The sequence below is a fragment of the Rhodoferax sp. P2_H8_2 genome (assembly GCF_056403235.1).
The window spans coordinates 127,961-148,170 of record NZ_JBFUFW010000009.1 but is presented as its reverse complement, the minus strand read 5'-3'; the positions used below and the strand labels follow the sequence as shown (position 1 = coordinate 148,170).

Annotated in this window: 22 protein-coding genes; 8 read left to right on the top strand and 14 right to left on the bottom strand. The window is 59.0% G+C overall.

Annotated elements, in window-relative coordinates:
- Positions 1-197: 197 nt before the first annotated feature.
- From AC1DV6_RS15655 to AC1DV6_RS15625, 7 genes are all read left to right on the top strand, one after another.
- Entirely contained in the window at positions 198-551 is a 354-nt protein-coding gene (locus AC1DV6_RS15655) for an ArsR/SmtB family transcription factor (RefSeq protein ID WP_477978993.1), read from the top strand.
- Between the two features lie 34 nt (positions 552-585).
- Entirely contained in the window at positions 586-1,044 is a 459-nt protein-coding gene (locus AC1DV6_RS15650; protein WP_477978991.1) for an ArsI/CadI family heavy metal resistance metalloenzyme, read from the top strand.
- A gap of 20 nt (positions 1,045-1,064) precedes the next feature.
- Complete coding sequence (locus AC1DV6_RS15645; protein ID WP_477978989.1) at positions 1,065-1,565, top strand: arsenate reductase ArsC; 501 nt, start codon at positions 1,065-1,067, stop codon at positions 1,563-1,565.
- Positions 1,562-2,239, top strand: coding sequence for an aquaporin (locus AC1DV6_RS15640; RefSeq protein WP_477978987.1), 678 nt, complete (start codon positions 1,562-1,564; stop codon positions 2,237-2,239). Before AC1DV6_RS15645 ends, AC1DV6_RS15640 begins: the two co-directional genes overlap by 4 nt.
- Before the next feature lie 166 nt (positions 2,240-2,405).
- On the top strand, positions 2,406-2,852 hold the full coding sequence (locus AC1DV6_RS15635) for a GNAT family N-acetyltransferase (RefSeq protein ID WP_477978985.1): 447 nt from the start codon (positions 2,406-2,408) through the stop codon (positions 2,850-2,852).
- Positions 2,853-2,930: 78 nt separating this feature from the next.
- Positions 2,931-3,227: an immunity 53 family protein gene (locus tag AC1DV6_RS15630; protein WP_477978984.1), complete on the top strand. Its 297-nt coding sequence runs from the start codon at positions 2,931-2,933 to the stop codon at positions 3,225-3,227.
- A gap of 99 nt (positions 3,228-3,326) precedes the next feature.
- A complete protein-coding gene (locus tag AC1DV6_RS15625) occupies positions 3,327-3,650 on the top strand; it encodes a hypothetical protein (protein ID WP_477978982.1) in 324 nt (107 codons plus the stop codon).
- Positions 3,651-4,524: 874 nt separating this feature from the next.
- Here the strand turns inward: AC1DV6_RS15625 and AC1DV6_RS15620 are convergent.
- The 8 genes from AC1DV6_RS15620 to AC1DV6_RS15585 all read right to left on the bottom strand — a co-directional run bounded on the left by AC1DV6_RS15620 (position 4,525) and on the right by AC1DV6_RS15585 (position 12,720).
- Positions 4,525-5,772 carry a hypothetical protein gene (locus AC1DV6_RS15620; protein WP_477978980.1) on the bottom strand — a complete coding sequence of 416 codons (1,248 nt, stop codon included), beginning with the start codon at positions 5,770-5,772 and terminating at the stop codon, positions 4,525-4,527.
- Between the two features lie 32 nt (positions 5,773-5,804).
- Positions 5,805-6,326, bottom strand: a complete 522-nt coding sequence (locus tag AC1DV6_RS15615; RefSeq protein WP_477978978.1) for a hypothetical protein — start codon at positions 6,324-6,326, stop codon at positions 5,805-5,807.
- Positions 6,323-6,943: an RNA polymerase sigma factor gene (locus AC1DV6_RS15610; protein ID WP_477978976.1), complete on the bottom strand. Its 621-nt coding sequence runs from the start codon at positions 6,941-6,943 to the stop codon at positions 6,323-6,325. The genes AC1DV6_RS15615 and AC1DV6_RS15610 overlap by 4 nt, the downstream gene beginning before the upstream one ends.
- Before the next feature lie 278 nt (positions 6,944-7,221).
- Positions 7,222-7,725: a GNAT family N-acetyltransferase gene (locus AC1DV6_RS15605; RefSeq protein ID WP_477978974.1), complete on the bottom strand. Its 504-nt coding sequence runs from the start codon at positions 7,723-7,725 to the stop codon at positions 7,222-7,224.
- Complete coding sequence (gene glmM / locus AC1DV6_RS15600) at positions 7,722-9,053, bottom strand: phosphoglucosamine mutase (protein WP_477978972.1); 1,332 nt, start codon at positions 9,051-9,053, stop codon at positions 7,722-7,724. The genes AC1DV6_RS15605 and glmM overlap by 4 nt, the downstream gene beginning before the upstream one ends.
- Positions 9,050-9,919, bottom strand: a complete 870-nt coding sequence (gene folP, locus AC1DV6_RS15595) for a dihydropteroate synthase (RefSeq protein ID WP_477978970.1) — start codon at positions 9,917-9,919, stop codon at positions 9,050-9,052. Before folP ends, glmM begins: the two co-directional genes overlap by 4 nt.
- Positions 9,920-10,014: 95 nt before the next feature.
- Positions 10,015-11,928, bottom strand: a complete 1,914-nt coding sequence (ftsH, locus tag AC1DV6_RS15590) for an ATP-dependent zinc metalloprotease FtsH (protein ID WP_477978968.1) — start codon at positions 11,926-11,928, stop codon at positions 10,015-10,017.
- 126 nt (positions 11,929-12,054) lie between these two features.
- Positions 12,055-12,720 (bottom strand): RlmE family RNA methyltransferase, encoded by a 666-nt coding sequence (locus tag AC1DV6_RS15585; protein WP_477978966.1) that lies wholly within the window; start codon positions 12,718-12,720, stop codon positions 12,055-12,057.
- Between the two features lie 59 nt (positions 12,721-12,779).
- Here AC1DV6_RS15585 and AC1DV6_RS15580 point away from each other — a divergent pair, with 59 nt between their 5' ends.
- Positions 12,780-13,256, top strand: a complete 477-nt coding sequence (locus AC1DV6_RS15580) for a YhbY family RNA-binding protein (RefSeq protein WP_477978964.1) — start codon at positions 12,780-12,782, stop codon at positions 13,254-13,256.
- Between the two features lie 99 nt (positions 13,257-13,355).
- On the opposite strand, the gene AC1DV6_RS15575 is transcribed toward AC1DV6_RS15580, so the two are convergent.
- The 6 genes from AC1DV6_RS15575 to ybgC all read right to left on the bottom strand — a co-directional run bounded on the left by AC1DV6_RS15575 (position 13,356) and on the right by ybgC (position 20,205).
- Positions 13,356-13,787 carry a DUF4149 domain-containing protein gene (locus AC1DV6_RS15575; protein ID WP_477978962.1) on the bottom strand — a complete coding sequence of 144 codons (432 nt, stop codon included), beginning with the start codon at positions 13,785-13,787 and terminating at the stop codon, positions 13,356-13,358.
- A gap of 16 nt (positions 13,788-13,803) precedes the next feature.
- A complete protein-coding gene (gene greA, locus AC1DV6_RS15570) occupies positions 13,804-14,280 on the bottom strand; it encodes a transcription elongation factor GreA (protein WP_477978960.1) in 477 nt (158 codons plus the stop codon).
- A 24-nt stretch (positions 14,281-14,304) separates the two neighbouring features.
- Positions 14,305-17,559, bottom strand: a complete 3,255-nt coding sequence (gene carB / locus AC1DV6_RS15565; protein ID WP_477978958.1) for a carbamoyl-phosphate synthase large subunit — start codon at positions 17,557-17,559, stop codon at positions 14,305-14,307.
- 25 nt (positions 17,560-17,584) lie between these two features.
- The gene (gene leuE, locus AC1DV6_RS15560) at positions 17,585-18,241 is read right to left on the bottom strand and encodes a leucine efflux protein LeuE (RefSeq protein ID WP_477978956.1); all 657 of its coding nucleotides are present in this window, start codon (positions 18,239-18,241) and stop codon (positions 17,585-17,587) included.
- Positions 18,238-19,404, bottom strand: a complete 1,167-nt coding sequence (gene carA / locus AC1DV6_RS15555; RefSeq protein ID WP_477978954.1) for a glutamine-hydrolyzing carbamoyl-phosphate synthase small subunit — start codon at positions 19,402-19,404, stop codon at positions 18,238-18,240. Before carA ends, leuE begins: the two co-directional genes overlap by 4 nt.
- A gap of 393 nt (positions 19,405-19,797) precedes the next feature.
- On the bottom strand, positions 19,798-20,205 hold the full coding sequence (gene ybgC, locus AC1DV6_RS15550) for a tol-pal system-associated acyl-CoA thioesterase (RefSeq protein WP_477978952.1): 408 nt from the start codon (positions 20,203-20,205) through the stop codon (positions 19,798-19,800).
- Between the last annotated feature and the right edge of the window lie 5 nt (positions 20,206-20,210).

Below are 20,210 nucleotides of genomic sequence, written 5' to 3'. Positions count from 1 at the left end.
GGTTCGCTCGCCACGTCACAGAAATTTCATGGAAGTCGTTTGGAAATGTGTATTCCGTTGCGCTTTGGCTTGGCGTGCTGCCGGACCGAGAAGAGCAGCGTTCAGCGGACCACTGACCACTACCGCCCGGCGCGCTGACCAACGTAGTAATGCAAGCGTCAATTGCAACAATTTAATATTTCAAGTATTATTGAAATATGAATACAGCAACTGATGTTTTTGATGAGGTGAGCGCCGTCAAAGCCCTCACCGCACTGGCCCAGACCCAGCGCCTGCGTGCCTTCAAGGCACTGGTCGTCGCCGGGCCGGAAGGCTTGACGCCTGGCGTGCTAGCGCAACAACTCGAGTCCTCACCCAGCGCGCTGTCCTTCCACCTGAAGGAGCTGTCGCACTCCGGTCTGGTGGACGCCGAGCAGCGCGGGCGGAACCTGATTTACCGCGCCGACTTCAGCCAGATGAACGCCCTGCTCGCCTACCTCACCGAACACTGCTGCGAAGGCCAGTCCTGCGAAGTCAGCGACTCTGCAGGTACCGGCTGCCGCAGTTGCTGAAGAAACTTTTCCCAACCCACCCAAGGAGCCTTTGATGAACCGCTTTCATGTACACGTTCATGTTGAAGACCTGAACAAAAACATTGCCTTCTACTCTGCGCTGTTCAACCAGCAGCCTACCCGCCAGGAAGGCGATTACGCAAAGTGGATGCTGCAAGACCCACCAGTGAACTTCGCCATCTCCAACCGTGGCGGCACACTGGGTGTGGACCATCTGGGTATCCAGGTCGAATCCACCGAAGCGCTGGAATCACTGAAAGCCAACGCCACGCGCGCCGACATGGCGCTGCTCGATGAAGGCGAAACCACCTGCTGCTATGCCCGTAGCGACAAGTATTGGCTGACCGACCCGCAAGGCGTCGCGTGGGAGCAGTTCCACACGCTGGAGAACATTCCGATGTTCAACGAATCCAAGGAAAAAATGGCTGTAGCGCCCGCCTGCTGTGCACAACCAGCTACCAAATCTGTAGCAAAGGCGTCTGCCTGCTGTTAACTCCCAAAGCTTTAAAAGCCATGCCATTCCAGCCCATCCATGTTCTTTTCTTGTGCACGCACAACTCTGCGCGCAGCATCCTGGCCGAAGCCACGCTCAACCACATCGGCGGTGGCCGCTTTGTCGGCCATTCGGCCGGCAGCAGCCCGCGTGACAACCAGCAACCCAATCCAATTGGTTTGCAAACCCTTCAAGCAGCAGGCATTTCTACCGACGGCCTGCGCAGCAAAAGCTGGGATGAGTTCGCATTGCCCGACGCGCAGCAGATGGACTTGATCATTACCGTCTGCGACAACGCGGCGGGCGAAGTCTGCCCCTACTGGCCCGGCAAACCCGCGACTGCGCACTGGGGTTACGCCGACCCGTCTGCGGGTGATGGAACGGATTCAGAGAAGGCTGCGGCTTTCCAACACACGTTGCACGCGATCCGCCGCCGCCTGGACCGGCTGGTCAACCTGCCCGCAGACAGGCTGGACGTGATGCGTATTCAACAAACTGCCAAAGACTTGGCGAACACATGAGTGCGGTTCCCTTGAAAACCCGCCTGCTGGCGGAGTTCGTTGGCACGGCTGCACTGCTATGCGCGGTCATAGGTTCCGGCATCATGGCTCAGCGCATCAGCGGTGGGAACGACGGTGTCGCGCTATTGGCAAACACGCTGGCCACAGTGTTCGCACTGTACGTGCTGATTGAAACTCTCGGGCCTATCAGTGGCGCACATTTCAATCCACTGGTCACTCTGGTTATGTGGTCAAAAAAGCCTGCGGAGCCCGCAGAACGTGCGTGGCCAGCTACTCTTTTAATAGCATCTCAGTTGCTCGGTGCCATTGCTGGTGCGGCGCTGGCCAACGCCATGTTCGAGTTACCGCTACTGCACGCGAGCCAACATTTGCGTGGCGGTTGGGGCCAGTTGCTGGCCGAAGCAGTGGCTACGGCCGGATTGCTGTTTGTCATCTTGCGCGCGCCCGCAGGCAAAGCCAGCGCACTGGTCGCCTGCTATATCGGCGCCGCCTACTGGTTCACCGCCAGCACATCGTTTGCCAACCCGGCCGCCGTGTTGGGCCGCATGTTCAGTGACAGCTTTGCTGGCATTGCGCCATCCAGCGCGCTGAACTTTGTGCTCGCGCAATGCCTGGGTGCCTGGTGCGGCACGCAACTCGCCAACCGCTTTGCTATCCACCCAAACGCACACTGAAACGCCAAGTCTGCGGACTGGTCACGAAGCGAACCGGAAGCTGGACGGTTTTAACCCGTCACCATCAAGCTAGCATCGTCCGCGGCTATAAACTCAGCGGGAGCATGACTCCTTCGCAGCGATAGCGGTCAACCACAGAGACTGTCCAACAGCCTATATTTGAGATATGGAGATCCTTTCACTTCGGACTGAAGACCTTGATGCATTAATGCGTCTCTATACACACCTGCATATCGCTGACGATCCATCGCCTGGCCATGAACAGCTAGCTGAAATTTGGGCGGAAGTGCTTGCAAATCCGCGCTGCCGCTATCTCGGAGGCTTTGTCGCAGGGGAGTTAGTTTCAAGCTGCACCATCATGGTTATTCCAAACCTAACGCGTGGGGCGCGGCCGTACGGATTAATTGAGAACGTGGTGACCCATTCGAAGCACAGGGGCCGGGGCTATGGAAAGGCATTGCTAGCTAAAGCTTTGGAATTTGCTTGGTCCCAACGCTGCTACAAAGTGATGTTGATGACTGGTCGGAAAGATGAAGCCACACATCACTTTTATGAGAGCGCAGGATTTGATTCCCAGTCGAAGAAAGCATTCACTGCGAAATTCCCCGCCTAACAGAAAGTACGGTTTGCGCATACAGCGGATTTCTGTTTTACAGCGAAAGCGGACGCCCACAGAACCCACCCATTTGACATGAATGAATTGAAACTCTTGCAATCCTGGTACGCATCCCAGTGTGATGGTGACTGGGAGCACTCTTACGGTTTGAGTCTTCAGACGCTAGACAATCCGGGCTGGTCTCTGGAAATAGATTTGATTGACACCGATGTTTTTGAAAAGCCCTTTGGCATTATTCAGCGAGGAGATAACGGGCAAGATATCGATTGGATACTTTGCAAAGTGGAGGGTGGCAAGTTCTTGGGTTACGGTGGGGTCCACAATTTGACGGAACTCATATCCACATTTCTAACTTGGGCTACTGCGAAATGAGAATTGAACCTGCGGATTCCACTTTGCAGCGGAAGCAGACATCGATCGGTACTCATGTTTGGCTGGAAGATGATCGCCTGATTCAATACCAATAGCAAAATGGAACGACAACTCGTCAGGCGAAGATGGATGCATAGCAGTGCAGCACTGGTGATCTCCGCCATCGTCAGTTCAGTCATTGCTGCCATCTTCCAATCCAGAATGTTTATTGTCTTAGCCGGTGGGCTCGTGAGTGTTTCCTATTTGTGTGCGCTCACGGCAATGTATATTTCAGAAGAAGACATGCCACTTAGAAATGGCGGTTCTCTCACCAAGAATGAGAATCCGATTGCATATCGAATGGCGTATTTGGTAGTGTCTGTCTTAGGCATCGCCGGGTCCATTGTTTCTTTTTCGTGGATATTGGCTGCCGTTCGTCAATAACCGCAACGCAGCGGAAGCGGACATACAGCAATCTTTTGAAACCATGACAAGCGCAACAAAACCAAATGCAACGGTATTCTTTCGTTTGCCGAACGGGGACGGATCGGTTGAATTGGAATCGACGTGATTGAGCACGGGACTAGAGGAGACAGCGCGTCTATATCGACAATCGGGGTTGGTGGACTGGTCGGCGCATTCTTGCGATTTCTTCGCTGGTTTAGGTTGCCAGTTGTGGCTATCGGCAAACTAAGTATGTACCGCGTGATGGTTGAAGGCGGTGGCTTTGAGTTACCCCTACAGAACACCAAGGAGAAATGTGTCGGCTTCTACACCACTCGCTTCGTTACTGCTTCGTCAAGGCTTGAGGCAGAGTCGAAGGCAAAAGCCCACATCGTTCGCGAGTGGCAAGGCTTGAGTCTAATGAGCCATTTCACAGGCACTGAGGAGCCTCTTCTCACAGTTGTCGAATCTAGTTCCGTTGAAGGCTGCGTACGTAGAAGCGCAGGCCTAGGTTTTTCCTTCTACGAGGCGGAATCCGATTGACCAAAAGTGAAGTAAATGCGATCAAACAGGTCGTTCGATACCGACACGCATTGACAAGTTAAGTCCAACTGGAGCGTTAGGTTCGAGCGACTGCTTTGGAGCACGCTCCAAGTCCGCAAACAGCCTAAAGCTGAAGCCCATTGCGCAATAGGCTGAGCCACTACTTTGCGAATTGTGTTCCCGTAGAGCGGGCATTGCGGGACGAGCGGAAGCCGTTTGGTCCGTTCCTTGCAAAACGAAGTTGCTACCAAATACATAGCTGCTTACGCACATTCTACGGGCACTACAGGCCGATTTCATACAAATCTCCCTGTAGCGCCAACAGTTTCAACTAGCCTTTTCCTGTAGCTGCAGGAGCCGGGGAAGGCGCTGGCGCCGGTGCCTTCTGCTTGAGGATCTTCAAACCACGCGGCGCCATGCTGGGTTCGGTGATTTCATAACCTGCTGGCACCTTGAACTGTGCTGCATCCGGCTCGCCGCGCTTGAGGTTGCTTAGCCGGTAGACCGTCTCGCCGCTGCGAGGGTCCACGTCGCGGCTGTAAACGGTCAACATCAACTCAGGCGATGTCCAGACTTCGCGGGTTTGCACAATGGCTTTCTCGTTGCCAATCTTGCCGGCCTCAATCGTCCAGGTGGTGCGCTCGCCGTTGGCCTTGACGCCTTCGATGTCTTTGGCGGGAATGGATGTCATCACACCGGCACCACGTGGCGCCATGCGCTCGGCGCGAATCGCCACTTCTCCGGGGGGCGCCATATCGGCCAGTGGCGGCAGAGTCGCATCGCCAGGCCCGCGACGAATCACATGCACCTCCACCTCACGGCGTTTACCGTCGGGAGACACAGTTTCATTGCGTGTGACATAGACCGGAGAAGGTGTGCCGTCGGCAATGAATGCGGGCGGCGCTGGGGGTGCTGGCGGAGCGGGCGGCGCCATGGGAGCAGCGGGTGCTGCCGGTGCCGCAGGAACCGCAGGCGCTGGCGGTTCGGGCGGCACGGCAGGCACACTCATCATTTCATGGCGCACGCGGCTGGAGAGATCTTTCGCCCAATCGCGCATGCGCTCACCATATTCGCGCCAAGCCGCGCTATCGCCAGGCTGCCCGCCGGGGGCTGCGGGCGCTATCGCGCCCAGACGAATAGCCGTCTTGCGTTCCGGGTCCAGCATCCAGCTTTCCTTGGCGACGGGGTCACGCAGAAACACCTGCTTGTGGCCTGCGCCATCGATCTCCTGGCGCGTGCGGCCTTCGCTATCACGGCACATGCGTGTGCTGTTCTTGCGCACTATCTTGTTGGGCGTGCCGCTGGACGGGTCCACCAGCCACTGCGTGGTCTCATGAACGGCGTCTGCGCAATACGGAGCGCCCTTGACCACGCGGCTGCTTTGCAAACTTTCGCCCGGCGTGACGATGCGGACTTCGCGCTGCATGGCAAGGGGCTTCGCCGTGGGCGCTTGCGCCAGCAGTTCCACGCGCACCTCAGGCGCCACTACCACGCGCTCCTGGGCTTGCGCAGACAGCGCAACAGAGGCGCCGCACAGCGATACCGCTGCAGCGGCCAATACTGACAATGAATTTTTCATGATGGTCTCCTGGCAAAAAATGAGCGAAAGAATTAACGAACCAAGCGCACCGCCAACAACTCTCCGTTGGGGCGCAACAAAACTTCAGCGGGCACGCGCTCGGCGGCACGCGCAGGGTCAAACGGCAGACCCAAGGTAATCAATTGCTGGCGTGACATTTCGGTACGCACCAGCCAGGCCGTGGAGCCGGTCGACAGCGCTGCGGTGTTGCCCACCGGTACAAAGCCATCGCCATAGCTGTCCTCAATATCAGCAGCAATGGGTGCCACGCCAAACGGAACCTCCAGCACGCTGGCGACCACCAACACCGCGAGCAACGCAACCACTGCCGCCGGCCAGCGTTGACGCACTAACCACTGGGAAGCGGATTGCCAAAAGCCGGTGCGCTCGGGTGTAAGCGCGGCACGCGGCAAGTTCAGGGAACGCAGCAACGCTGCATGCACACGAGGAGGAGGTTCGCACGCGTTCAGGTGATTGCGTGCATCCGCCAGTGCGCCAGACACGTGGCTGGCATAGCATGGCTCGGGACTGGGAAGGGTTTCAACGAGTGTCATGCGATTCTCCGGCTGCGGGCGGTGCCCTGAGTGGAAGAGGATGTACAAAGCACCTCATGCAGGCGGCGACGGCCGCGCAACAAGCGGGTGCGCAAGGTGTTCACAGGAATGCCCGCGATGGCAGCGGCCTGCGCGTAATCGCGCTCCTGCAGATCCACCAGCACCAGCGCCTCGCGCTGGGCCCAAGGCAGCGCAGACAGCGCTTCATGCAGGGATTGCAAGGACTGCAGACGCAGCAGTTGGTCTTGTGGGTCCGGGGCCCAGTCGTCTTCGACCTGGGTTTCGTCATCGGCATCGATGACTTGCGCGGTATGCAGACGGTCACGGCGCGTCGCAAGCAAGTGGTGGCGCGCCATGCCGCACAGGTACGCACCTAGCGAGCCCCTCGCGGCGTCAAAGTTCTGTGGCTGGTGCAGCAGAGCCAGAAAGGCGTCCTGCAAGGCGTCGGCCGCCCATGACTCGTTGCCACACACGGCGAGCGCATACCGATAGACCGGACCGGACTCCTGGCGGTACAGCGCATCCAGCGCCGCAGCATCGCCACCGACAGCGCGCGTCCACAGCCCGACTGCATCAACAGTGCGACTCAAACTCCAGTGGGTGCCAAAAAAGGACATGAAGGATTAATTGGTAAGGGTGTGGCAGTCGCAATGTTCGACTGCCCTCCCTTGTATTGCAACGGCAACGGGAAAAAGTTCCCGCTGTACCCCAAATAAATCCGGATTTTTCTGAAAAAAGGGGCAACCCGCCGCCGGGCCGCCCCAAGGCGGGTTAGCCCCCTTGGGGCTGAAGGCTGCGGCTCAAAAGCCACCTACGTGGCTTTGGACAGCCTGAAGAGCCTTAGCCTCTGGCTAGGCCTGATCAGCGACCCGCGCAGCGGTGGAGCGTGGGGGCCTTAGTCCAGCCACTTTTGCAGAAATTGGGCATTGCCCATCGCATCGCCCAATTGGTAGTTGGCAAAGCCGCAGCGTGTGTACAAACGGATAGCGTTGGCGTTGCCCTCCAACACTTCCAGCGTGATCTTGCAGGCACCGCGGGCGCGCGCCAGTGTTTCGGCCAGTACCAGCATGCGCTCACCGATACGCTGGCCGCGATAACCATCCTTCACCGCCAGATCGTGCACATTAACCAGCGGCTTGCAGGCAAACGTCGAGAAGCCTTCTATGCAATTGACCAGGCCAACGGGCGTGTTGTCGTCGACACCATCAAACGCCAGGATGCTGAAGGCCTGCGGTCGGGCTGCTAGAGAGGCCACCAGGTTGTCGCGCGCGAAGTCAGTCAACGCATGACCACCACCCATAGGATCAAGGGCATAGGCATCCAGCATCGCCACCAGCGCCTGCGCGTGGCTGGGGTTGGCATAGTCGGCCTGCACCACGCGAATAGCGTCCGCGCTCATACCTTTAGCGTCTCGGCAATGCGTTCGGCGCTGCGCTGGGCCACGGCGGCATCGCGCGCTTCCACCATCACACGCACCAAGGGCTCAGTGCCGCTGGCGCGGATCAATACCCGTCCGGTGTCACCCAGCTCCGCTTCAACCGTCTTGGTTTCTGCAGCCATGCGTGCATTGGACTTCCAGTCCTGCCCCGGCGCCAGCCGCACGTTGATCAGCGTCTGCGGGAACAGCGTCACATCCTTCAACAGCTCCGCCATGCTGCGACCGCTGCGCACGCAGGCCTGCAGCACCTGCAGCGCGGAAATCAGCCCATCCCCGGTCGTGTGTTTGTCCAGCGCCAGCAAATGCCCGGAACCCTCGCCACCCAAAATCCATTTGTTCTTGTCCAGCTCTTCGAGCACATAGCGGTCGCCCACTTTGGCACGCACAAACTGCACACCGCGCTTCTTGAGCGCAACTTCCACCGCCATATTGGTCATCAGCGTGCCCACCACACCCGGTACATTTTCATCGCGGCCCAGTCGGTCATCGGCCATCAGATACAGCAGCTCATCGCCGTTGTACAGGCGGCCTTCGGCATCCACCAGTTGCAGCCGGTCGGCGTCACCATCCAGCGCCACACCGAAATCGGCTTTGTGTTCTTTCACCGCTTGCACTAGCGCGGCGGGGTGTGTTGCGCCGACATCCTTGTTGATGTTTAAGCCATCGGGCGCACAACCAATCGCTATCACTTCGGCGCCCAACTCGTGGAACACCTTGGGTGCAATGTGGTATGCGGCGCCATGCGCCGCATCGACCGCGATCTTGATGCCCTTGAGTGTCAGATCATTGGCAAACGTGCTCTTGCAAAACTCGATGTAGCGCCCTGCTGCATCGTCCAGGCGGCGCGAACGGCCCAGGTTGGCAGACTCTGCCCACACCGGCGCCAGCTTCAGTGCGGCCTCTACATCCAACTCCCACGCGTCCGGCAACTTGGTGCCTTGTGCGCTGAAAAACTTGATGCCGTTGTCGGCAAACGGATTGTGGCTGGCGCTGATAACCACACCCAGCGACGCGCGCTGCGCACGCGTCAGATAAGCCACGCCAGGTGTGGGCAACGGCCCTAGCAACACCACATCGACACCCGCAGAATTGAAACCACTCTCCAGCGCGCTTTCGAGCATGTAGCCGGAGATGCGTGTGTCCTTGCCGATCAGCACTGTCGGGCGCGCCTCTGTCTTTTTGAGCACCTGGCCTACGGCATGCGCGAGGCGCAACACAAAGTCTGGTGTGATGGGCGCCTGGCCCACGGTGCCGCGAATGCCATCGGTTCCGAAATATTGTCTCGTCATACCTTGTCCTCGTTTTTGTTCTGCTGCACGGCAGCCAGCACCTTCAGCGCCTGCACTGTTTCCTTGACGTCATGTACACGCACGACCCGCGCACCGCGCTCCACCGAGAGCACCGCAGCGGCCACGCTGGGCACCATGCGGTCCTGGATATCCATGCTCGCCACCTGCGACAGCGAGGTCTGTGTCACCGCCGCCAGCGACGACTTGCGCGACCAGCCTGCCAGCAGGGGATAGCCCAATGCCAGCAGTTTGTCCTGCTGCGCCAAGAGCGCGAAGTTCTGCGCTACCGTCTTGCCAAAACCAATGCCGGGGTCAATACAAATACGCGTCGAATCGACCCCTAGCGCGCGCAGAGACTGCGTAGACCGCTCTAAAAACGATAGCACCTCAGCGACTGCATCGCCTTGCATGGGTTCGAGCTGCATGCTTTGCGGGTCCCGGTGCATGTGCATCAGACACACGCCACAGTTGGGGTGCTGACCGACCACCTGCATCGCATCACCCTGACGCAATGCCCAGATGTCGTTGATGATGTCCACACCCATATCGAGTGCGACCTGCATCAATTGCGGCTTGTAGGTATCTATGGAAACAGGCACACCCAGCGTGACCGCATGGCGCAGAACCGGCAGCACGCGCTCCAGCTCTTCGACCAGCGGCAATGGCTCGGCGCCAGGGCGAGAAGACTCGCCACCAATGTCCAGAATGTCGGCACCATCTTTGAGCAGTTGCTCGCAGTGACGCAATGCCGCGCCCGGCGCGGCGTATTGCCCACCATCAGAAAAAGAGTCGGGCGTGACATTGACAATGCCCATCACGTGCGGGCGTTGCAAATCGAGTTGGTAGCGGGTGGTTTGCCAGTACATGGCGGCCATTATCAGTGCTGCAAAGCCGCTCCCAAAAGCAAAACGGGGCCAAGGCCCCGTTTTATCGATCTACCGCCAGATGCGGTCTTTGCGGATCAGGCTGCTGTTGGTGCAGGATCGGCAGCCACAGCAGGCGTGCCGCCATCGCCACCGCCCGAGTTGGGCGTGCGCGGGGTCCAGTCCTTGGGTGGACGCGGCTCCCTGCCGGCCATGATGTCTTCGACCTGCTCGCGGCCAATGGTTTCCCATTCCATCAAAGCCTTGGTCATCATTTCAACCTTGTCGGCATGCTCGGTCAACACCTTTTCGGCGATGGCGTACTGCTCGTCGAGAATGCGGCGGATTTCCTGATCCACCTTAAGCATGGTGGCACCAGCAATGTTGTGGGTCTGAGTAACGCTGCGTCCGAGAAATACTTCGCTCTCGTTTTCTGCATACACCATCGGGCCCAACACCTCGCTCATGCCATAGCGGGTCACCATATCACGTGCAATACGCGTGGCGCGTTCGTAGTCGTTAGACGCGCCGGTAGAAATCTTCTTGACGAACTTGTCTTCCGCCACACGGCCACCAAACAGGATGCTGATTTCGGCCAGCATCTGCTCGCGATAGCGGCTCAGGCGGTCACGCTCTGGCAGTTGCCAGGTCACGCCCAACGCGCGGCCGCGCGGCATGACGGTGACCTTGTGCACCGGATCCGTGTCAGGCAGGATTTCAGCAACGATGGCGTGTCCGGACTCGTGGTACGCCGTAGCGCGTTTTTCGTCGTCGGTCATCACCATGGACACGCGCTCAGGGCCCATGTAAATCTTGTCCTTGGCCTTCTCGAAGTCGCGCATCTCGACCACACGGGCGTTACGACGCGCGGCCATCAAGGCGGCTTCATTGCACAGGTTGGCCAGATCAGCACCGCTCATGCCGGGCGTGCCACGGGCAATGATGCTGGGGTTCACGTCCTGGCCCAAAGGCACCTTGCGCATGTGCACATTCAGGATCTGCTCACGGCCCTTGATATCGGGCAGCGTCACATAGACTTGGCGGTCAAAGCGGCCGGGGCGCAGCAACGCTGCATCCAGAATGTCAGGGCGGTTGGTCGCAGCGACCACGATCACGCCGACATTGGTCTCAAAGCCGTCCATCTCAACCAGCATCTGGTTCAGGGTTTGTTCGCGTTCGTCATTGCCACCGCCCAGGCCAGCGCCACGCTGGCGACCAACGGCATCGATTTCATCGATGAAGATGATGCAAGGCGCATTTTTCTTGGCGTTGTCGAACATGTCGCGCACGCGGGATGCGCCTACGCCGACAAACATTTCGACGAAGTCAGAACCGGAAATGCTGAAGAAAGGTACTTTGGCTTCGCCAGCAATCGATTTGGCCAGCAATGTCTTGCCGGTGCCTGGAGGGCCAACCAGCAGCAAACCACGAGGAATGCGGCCGCCCAGCTTCTGGAACTTGGCAGGGTCTTTCAGGAAGTCGACGACTTCCTTGACTTCTTCTTTGGCTTCATCGCAACCGGCCACGTCGGCAAAGGTCACTGGATTGGTGTTCTCGTCCAACAGGCGGGCCTTGCTCTTGCCGAAGCTGAACGCGCCGCCCTTGCCGCCGCCCTGCATCTGGCGCATGAAGTAAATCCAGACGCCAATCAGCAGCAGCATCGGGCCCCAGCTGACCAACAGGGTCATCAACAGGGAGCCTTCTTCGCGGGGTTTGACGTCAAACTTGACGTTGTTGTTGATCAGATCACCCACCAGGCCGCGGTCCAGATAGGTTGCGGTGGTCTTGATCTTGCGGTCATCCGTAGTGACGGCGGAAACTTCTGTACCGCTCGGGCCTTCCTGGATGATTGCGCTCTTGATGTGTTTGTTGCGGACTTCTTCCAGGAAATCGGAATAGCCGACGACGCCCGCAGAGGATGTTCCGCGTGCATCAAATTGCTTGAACACGGTGAACAGCACCAAAGCGATCACCAACCAGACTGCAATTTTAGAAAACCACTGATTATTCAAGCCAAGCTCCAATAAGGGCGCAATGCGACATACCTCGCCCAGTTGGGAGCCATTTTAGGCTTTTCAAGGCGTGGGGAACGCAATATTCATGTTTTCAGCCACAAGGGCTGCAAGGCCAAAGCGGCGCTATGCCTGCTTTTTGAGGCCAATCCCAACCAGAAAGGTTTCCGACGAACGGTCGCGAGAAGCCTTGGGCTTGTAGGGTTTAAAGACCACAAACGCCTCCTTGAACCGCTTGACCACCGAGTTATAGCTGGGGCCATGGAAAACTTTTGCAACCAGCGCGCCCTGCGGCTTCATGTGTTGCTGGGCAAATTCAATCGCCAGTTCGACCAGGTTTTCAACCCGCGCCGAGTCCACGGAGGAGATACCCGACAGATTCGGGGCCATATCGGAGACCACCACATCGGCCAAGCGCCCCGCCAGTGCGGCCTCCAGCTTGACCAGTACCTCTGCCTCCTGAAAATCTCCCTGAATGAAGGTCACCCCCTCAATCGGGTCCATCGGCAGCAGATCCAGCCCAATGATGGTGCCATTGAGCGCACCGGTAGCCGCTCCCTGGGGCGACATGCGCCGGCGCAGGTATTGGCTCCAGGCCCCGGGCGTGCAGCCCAGGTCCACCGCCAGATAGCCCGGCTTGATCAAACCAAAGTTTTCGTCAATCTCCTTGAGCTTGTAGGCCGCCCGCGCCCGATACCCTTCCCGGGTGGCCAATTTGACGTAGGGGTCGTTGATATGGTCGTGCAGCCAAGCCTTGTTGACCTTGGTGCCGCTTTTTTTGATGATGGACATCGTTACTTTCTGAGGGGGCGGCTCTACCGCCCCGTTACCGTTGCACGGATAATACCCACATGCCCCAAATTCAACTGACTCCTGCCCAGCGCAAAGAACACCGATCCGAAGCCCACCACCTGGACCCCGTGGTCATGGTGGGTGGCGATGGCCTCACCGTCAACGTCAAAAAAGAAGTGGACACTGCGCTGAACGCCCATGGCCTGATCAAGGTCCGGGTGTTCTCGGATGACCGCACGGCCCGCGAACTGATGTTCCAGACGCTGGCTGCCGACCTGAACGCTGCGCCTATCCAGCACATCGGCAAGCTGCTGGTGCTGTGGCGCCCGAAGGCAGAAAAAGAAAAAACCATTGACGAAGACCGCATGCCCGGACCTCGCGATGTGAAGATCATCAAACACAGCAAGCGTCCCGGCCAGCGCCCCGAAATCAAGACGCTGCGCGTGCTGGGCAACCAGCGTCTGACCCCGGGCGGCAACATCAAGCGAGCCAAGCCGAAGCCAAAGACCAGCTTGAAGAAGCGCAGCCAGACCTGAGTATTTTCGGCAGCGTTGTTGCCTGCTACAAAGACCAAGGGCCGGGTGCCTTGTGCGTTACGCAAAGGCGGCACCCGGCCCTTGGTCTTTATAGCGAGTTCAGGTTTTTTGGGTTGCCGCTGCCGTCAATTTCCAGAAGACCACTAACGCGCAAACCCATTGCAGCAGATACATGCCGCTGCCGACCCGGTGCCACAGCGCCAGGTTGTCGCGGGCGACGATGTGTGGCGCGACGGCAAACTCGGACAGCAACGCCAGCAACACCCCACCCACTACAAAAAGTGTAGCTGCTTGTGCAGTATCTACGGGCGCTAGCGGCTCTTTTGATCTGAAAAGCAGAAGCAAGGCCACGCCGCAGGCAGTAGATACTCCGGTCTGTACCGTGAACAGGTGTGCTGCCATTTGGCCAGCCATCGCCTTTTCCGGAAGATGGATAAACAGCATGGGCACGACGAAAAAGCCCAGTGTGGTCAGGCTCATGGCCCAAGCTGCGGCAACCCACAACGGCAAGCTGCGCAGCGCGCTAGACACCAATTTGGACACCCGCTCAGATGTACTGCACTGCGACGACTTCGTAGACTTTTTCGCCGCCAGGGGCCAGAACGACTGCAGTGTCGCCCTCTTCCTTGCCGATCAACGCGCGGGCAATCGGTGAACTGATGTTGATGAGGCCCTGCTTCAGGTCGGCTTCGTCTTCGCCAACGATCTGGTACTTCACGCGCTGGCCGGATTCTTCTTCCTCCAGCTCCACGGTGGCACCAAACACCACGCGGCCGTCGGCCTGGATGATGGAAGGATCAATTACCTGGGCGGCGGAAAGCTTGCCTTCGACTTCCTGGATACGGCCCTCGATAAAGCCCTGGCGTTCCTTGGCGGCGTCGTAGTCGGCGTTTTCACTCAGGTCGCCCTGCGCGCGGGCTTCCGAGATCGCGCCGATCACTGCCGGACGCTCCACCGTCTTGAGTTTGTGCAACTCGGCCTTGAGCAAATCTGCGCCGCGCTTGGTAATGGGATAGGTTGCCATGGTCGTTTTTATAAAAGATGGGGATTATGCAGACAGCTGCGCGTGCATTTCCTGCACAGAGATAACGTCCAGGTGGTCCAGGTACTTCATGCCCTCGACCGCTGCTTCAGCGCCGGCGATGGTGGTGTACGTCGTGACCCGGGCCAGCAGCGCGGACGTGCGGATGTAGCGGGAGTCGGCAATCGCGTTGCGGCGCTCTTCCACCGTGTTGATGACCATGACGATTTCCTCGTTCTTGATCAAGTCCACGATGTTGGGGCGGCCCTCGGTCACCTTGTTGACTACGCCGCAAGGGATGCCCGCTGCAGAGATCACTGCGGCTGTGCCTTTGGTTGCGACCAATTCAAAGCCCTGCGCCACCAGCTTGCGCGCGACTTCCACTGCGCGTGGCTTGTCGTTTTGCTTGACCGAGATAAACGCCTTGCCCGAGCGCGGCAGCTTGGCGCCTGCGCCCAGTTGTGACTTCACGAAGGCTTCGCCGAAGGTCTTGCCCACGCCCATCACTTCCCCGGTAGATTTCATCTCAGGGCCGAGGATGGTATCCACGCCAGGGAACTTGACGAACGGGAACACGGCTTCCTTGACGCTGAAGTACGGCGGCGTGACTTCCTTGCCAATACCCTGGCTGGCCAGCGTCTGACCGGCCATGCAGCGCGCTGCGACCTTGGCCAGCTGAATGCCAGTAGCCTTGGAAACGAATGGCACCGTGCGGCTGGCGCGCGGGTTCACTTCCAGCACATAGATCACGTCCTGACCTTCGACGGTCTGAATCGCGAACTGCACGTTCATCAGACCCACCACATTCAGCGCTTGCGCCATGGCAGCAGTCTGGCGTTTGATTTCGGTGACGGTCACTTCGGACAGGCTGTATGGCGGCAGGGAACAGGCGGAGTCGCCGCTGTGCACGCCCGCTTGTTCGATATGTTCCATCACGCCACCGATAAACGTCACGCCAGCGGAGTCGCGGATGCAGTCCACATCGCACTCAATCGCGTCGTTCAAAAAGCGGTCCAGTAGCACCGGCGAATCGTTGCTGACCTTGACCGCTTCGCGCATGTAGCGCTCCAGATCGCGCTGCTCGTGGACAATTTCCATCGCGCGTCCGCCCAGCACGTAGCTGGGGCGCACGACCAACGGATAGCCCAGTGCAGCAGCCTTCTCCAGCGCTTCCGGTTCGGCACGCGCTGTGGCGTTCGGCGGCTGGCGCAGCTTCAGTTCATGCAACAGTTTCTGGAAACGCTCGCGGTCTTCGGCGGCGTCGATCATGTCGGGGGATGTGCCGATGATGGGCACGCCATTGGCTTCCAGGTCCAGCGCGAGCTTCAAAGGCGTCTGGCCGCCGTATTGCACGATCACGCCAACCGGTTTTTCCTTGTCGACGATTTCCAGCACGTCTTCCAGCGTCAGCGGTTCGAAGTACAAACGGTCGGACGTGTCATAGTCGGTGGACACAGTCTCGGGGTTGCAGTTGACCATGATGGTCTCGTAGCCGTCTTCGCGCATCGCCAGCGCAGCGTGCACACAGCAGTAGTCGAACTCAATGCCCTGGCCAATGCGGTTCGGGCCACCGCCCAGCACCATGATCTTTTTCTTGTCGGTGGGCGCGGCTTCGCACTCGGAGCCTTCTGCTTCGTAGGTTGAATACAGGTAAGCGGTATTCGTGAAAAACTCGGCGGCGCAGGTGTCCACGCGCTTGTAAACCGGGCGCACACCGAGAGCACGGCGCTTGTTGCGCACAGCAGTGTCCGTGGTGCGGAATTGCTTGGCAAGTCGACGGTCCGAGAAGCCCTTTTGCTTCAGGGCGCGCAACGTGGCGGCATCGATGTTGTCCAGCGCACTGCCGGTCTCGGGCTGCGGCAGGTTTTCGATTTCAAGTTCCAGTTTGACGATCTGCTCGATCTGAACCAGGAACCATGGGTCGATCTTGGTCAGCGCAAAGACTTCGTCCACGCTCAGGCCTTGGGCAAACGCATCGCCCACGTACCAGATGCGCTCGGGGCCGGGCTCGCCCAATTCTTTTTCCAGCACTTCGCGGTCTTGCGTCTTCTCGTTCATACCGTCCACGCCGACTTCAAGGCCGCGCAGGGCTTTCTGGAATGACTCCTGGAAGGTGCGGCCCATCGCCATCACTTCACCCACAGACTTCATCTGTGTGGTCAGGCGGCTGTCGGCTGCGGGGAATTTCTCGAACGCGAAACGCGGAATCTTGGTAACGACGTAGTCGATAGAGGGCTCAAACGATGCCGGCGTTGCACCACCAGTGATGTCGTTGCGCAGTTCGTCCAGCGTGAAGCCGACAGCCAGCTTGGCCGCTACCTTGGCAATCGGGAAGCCGGTCGCCTTGGAGGCCAGTGCGGAAGAACGGGACACGCGCGGGTTCATCTCGATGACGACCATGCGGCCGTCGACCGGGTTGATCGAGAACTGCACGTTGGAGCCGCCGGTGTCCACACCGATTTCGCGCAGCACTGCCAACGAGGCATTACGCAGGATTTGGTATTCCTTGTCGGTCAGCGTCTGCGCCGGTGCCACGGTGATGGAGTCGCCGGTGTGCACACCCATCGGGTCCAGATTTTCGATCGAGCAAACGATGATGCAGTTGTCCGCCTTGTCGCGCACCACTTCCATCTCGTACTCTTTCCAGCCGAGCAGCGATTCTTCAATCAGCAGCTCGTTGGTCGGCGAAGCTTCCAGGCCGCGCTTGCAGATGGTCTCGAATTCTTCGGCGTTGTAGGCGATGCCGCCGCCCGTTCCGCCCAGCGTGAAGCTGGGGCGAATGACGGTGGGGAAGCCCAGCGTTTTTTGCACGCCCCAGGCTTCTTCCATGCTGTGCGCAATGCCGGAGCGGGCGGAGCCCAAGCCGATTTTGGTCATTGCGTCCTTGAACTTCAGGCGGTCTTCGGCCTTGTCGATGGCTTCGGGCGTAGCACCAATCAGCTCGACCTTGTATTTGTCCAGCACACCGTTGTGCCACAGGTCCAGCGCGCAGTTCAACGCGGTCTGGCCGCCCATGGTCGGCAGGATCGCATCAGGCCTTTCCTTGGCGATGATCTTCTCGACCGTCTGCCAGGTGATGGGCTCGATGTAGGTGACGTCCGCAGTCGCGGGGTCCGTCATGATCGTCGCAGGGTTGCTGTTGATCAGGATGACCTTGTAGCCCTCTTCGCGCAGCGCCTTGCAGGCCTGCACGCCGGAGTAGTCGAACTCGCAGGCCTGGCCAATGATGATGGGGCCGGCGCCAATGATCAGGATGCTTTTTATATCGGTACGTTTTGGCATTTCTACTTCTCTACTCTTCTTAATCTCAATTCAAACTTGCGGTGGCGAGCTTCGCTCCAAACCACATGAACAGGGCACCCACACTGCTGGACAGACCAGCCGACAGGCGCTTGCGTGCGCGGAAAGCCTGCGCCAGACGTGCGCCAGCAAATATCAGTGCCGACAGATACAGCGCGCTGAAGGCCATCACGATGGCGCTCAAAATCAGGAACGGAACGGCCGGTGTTTCGTAGGTCGGATCAATGAACTGCACAAAGAACGACAGTAAAAACAAGATCGCCTTCGGGTTGAGCAGGCTGATCACCAGCGCGCGCTTGAACGGGTGGGCCAAGTGCGCGGGCGTCTCGGCCACGGCAGCAACAGGTGCATCATTGCTGCGCCATTTCTGGATCGCAGACCACAGCAGATTCACACCCAACCAGGCCAGATAGGCAGCACCAGCGTATTTCACAACCATGAACAACGCCGGATTGCTGCGTAGCAAGCCAGCTGCGCCCAACGCGGTGCAGACCAGCAAAATGGTGTCACCCAGAAAAACACCCACCGCACCCTGGTAACCCGCTTTGACACCGCGCGCGGTGGCGACCGACAGCACGAACAACGAGTTGGGGCCGGGCAGCAAGATGATGCCCAACGCGCCTATCGCGTACGTCCAGATGTCGGTAACGCCGTAAAAGCTCATGCGCGCTGTTCCATTTCCTTGATGAAACGGTCAAACAGGTAGCCAATGTCGTGCGGGCCGGGCGATGCTTCCGGGTGGCCCTGGAAGCAGAACGCAGGCTTGTCGGTGCGCTCCAGCCCCTGCAACGTGTTGTCGAACAGGCTGATGTGGGTCGGACGCAGGTTGGCGGGCAGTGTCTTCTCGTCCACCGCAAAACCATGGTTCTGGCTGGTGATGGAGACGCGGCCGTTGACTAGGTCTTTGACCGGATGGTTCGCGCCATGGTGGCCAAACTTCATCTTGAAGGTCTTGGCGCCGGAGGCCAGCGCCATGATCTGGTGGCCAAGGCAAATGCCGAAGGTCGGCGTTCCGGTTTCGATCAGTTCTGCCGTGGCTTTGATCGCGTAGTCGCAAGGCTCCGGATCGCCCGGGCCATTCGACAGGAAGATGCCGTTGGGTTTCAGCTTGAGCACATCGGCAGCCGAGGTTTGCGCAGGCACCACGGTGACCTTGCAACCGCGTTCGGCCAGCATGCGCAGGATGTTTTTCTTCACACCGAAGTCGTAGGCAACGACGTGGAACTTAGGTGCGGTTTGCTGACCGTAGCCTTTGCCCAGCACCCATTCAGATTCGGTCCAAGCGTAGCTCTCGCTCGATGACACAACCTTGGCCAGATCAAGGCCGGACATCGAAGGTGCGCCTTGCGCAGCGGCAACCGCCTTGGCAATCGCTTCCTTGCTCACGGCTTCACCGGCGGCCAGGGCCAGGATGCAACCGTTTTGCGCGCCCTGCGTGCGCAGTTGGCGGGTCAATTGGCGGGTGTCGATGTTGGCGATGGCCACCGTGCCTTCGGCAGTCAGGTATTCGCTCAGCGTTTGCGTGGATCGGAAGTTGGACGCAACCAGCGGCAGGTCCTTGATGATCAGGCCGGCGGCGTGGACCTTGTTGGACTCCACGTCTTCAGCGTTGATGCCGTAGTTGCCGATGTGGGGATAGGTGAGCGTGACGATCTGCTGGCAATAGCTAGGATCCGTGAGGATTTCCTGGTAGCCGGTCATGGAGGTGTTGAACACAACCTCGCCGACGGTGGAGCCCGGAGCTCCAATGGAATTGCCGATATAGACCGTGCCGTCTGCGAGCGCCAGGATGGCGGGTGGGGTGGTTCCCTTGAGAGACAAAAGCACTGGGTTCTCCGAATGGGTTACGGGTACGCCCAAACGCGCTCAAGAATGGCTCTTGGCGGGTGCTCAGTAGAGGGAAATGTGCTTGAAAGGCGCTTGGGACGGCTGTTTTCTGGAAAGCCGCCCATTATAGCGGACGACCATTTGCTTCTGGCTCGGACGGTGAGGAAGAAGCCCAAGCCGACGCCCTCATGGCGTTACGCAAAATCGGTTGTCGGCTTGGACTTCCTCCTCACCTTGCGCGGTTGGGCGCATCCAGCACAGAAGACAAATCACTCGTTCGAGACAAGCGCTGAGTGGCAGGCTTAGGCCGGCAACCGATTTTGCGTAACGCCATGAGGGCGCCGGCCTACGCCTGCCACTCAGCGCGGTGCTAGCGAATCCACATACTCTGGCTCAGGCAGATTGAAGTGCATCCAGAACGCTAGCAGGCATACGCTTTGGTGCCAGTGTCTGCGCATCCACACAACCCACGCGCACCTGACCTTGCGCGAGCAACGTGTCACCGCGCCAGACCTGCTGCTCCAGCAACATCGACGCTTTGCCCTGCTCCGCCACGGAAACCGTCACCGTCAGCAGATCGTCCAGCTTGGCCGGAGCTAGGTAGCGCACGTGCATGTCGGCAACGACAAACTGCACGCCCTCTTGCGCGCGCAACGCCTCTTGGTGCACACACAGCGCGCGCAGCCACTCGGTGCGGGCGCGTTCCATGAACTTGAGGTAGTTGGCGTAATAGACCACGCCACCGGCGTCGGTGTCTTCCCAGTACACGCGCACGGTGTGGGGGTGCGAATGCGGGGTCATCGCTC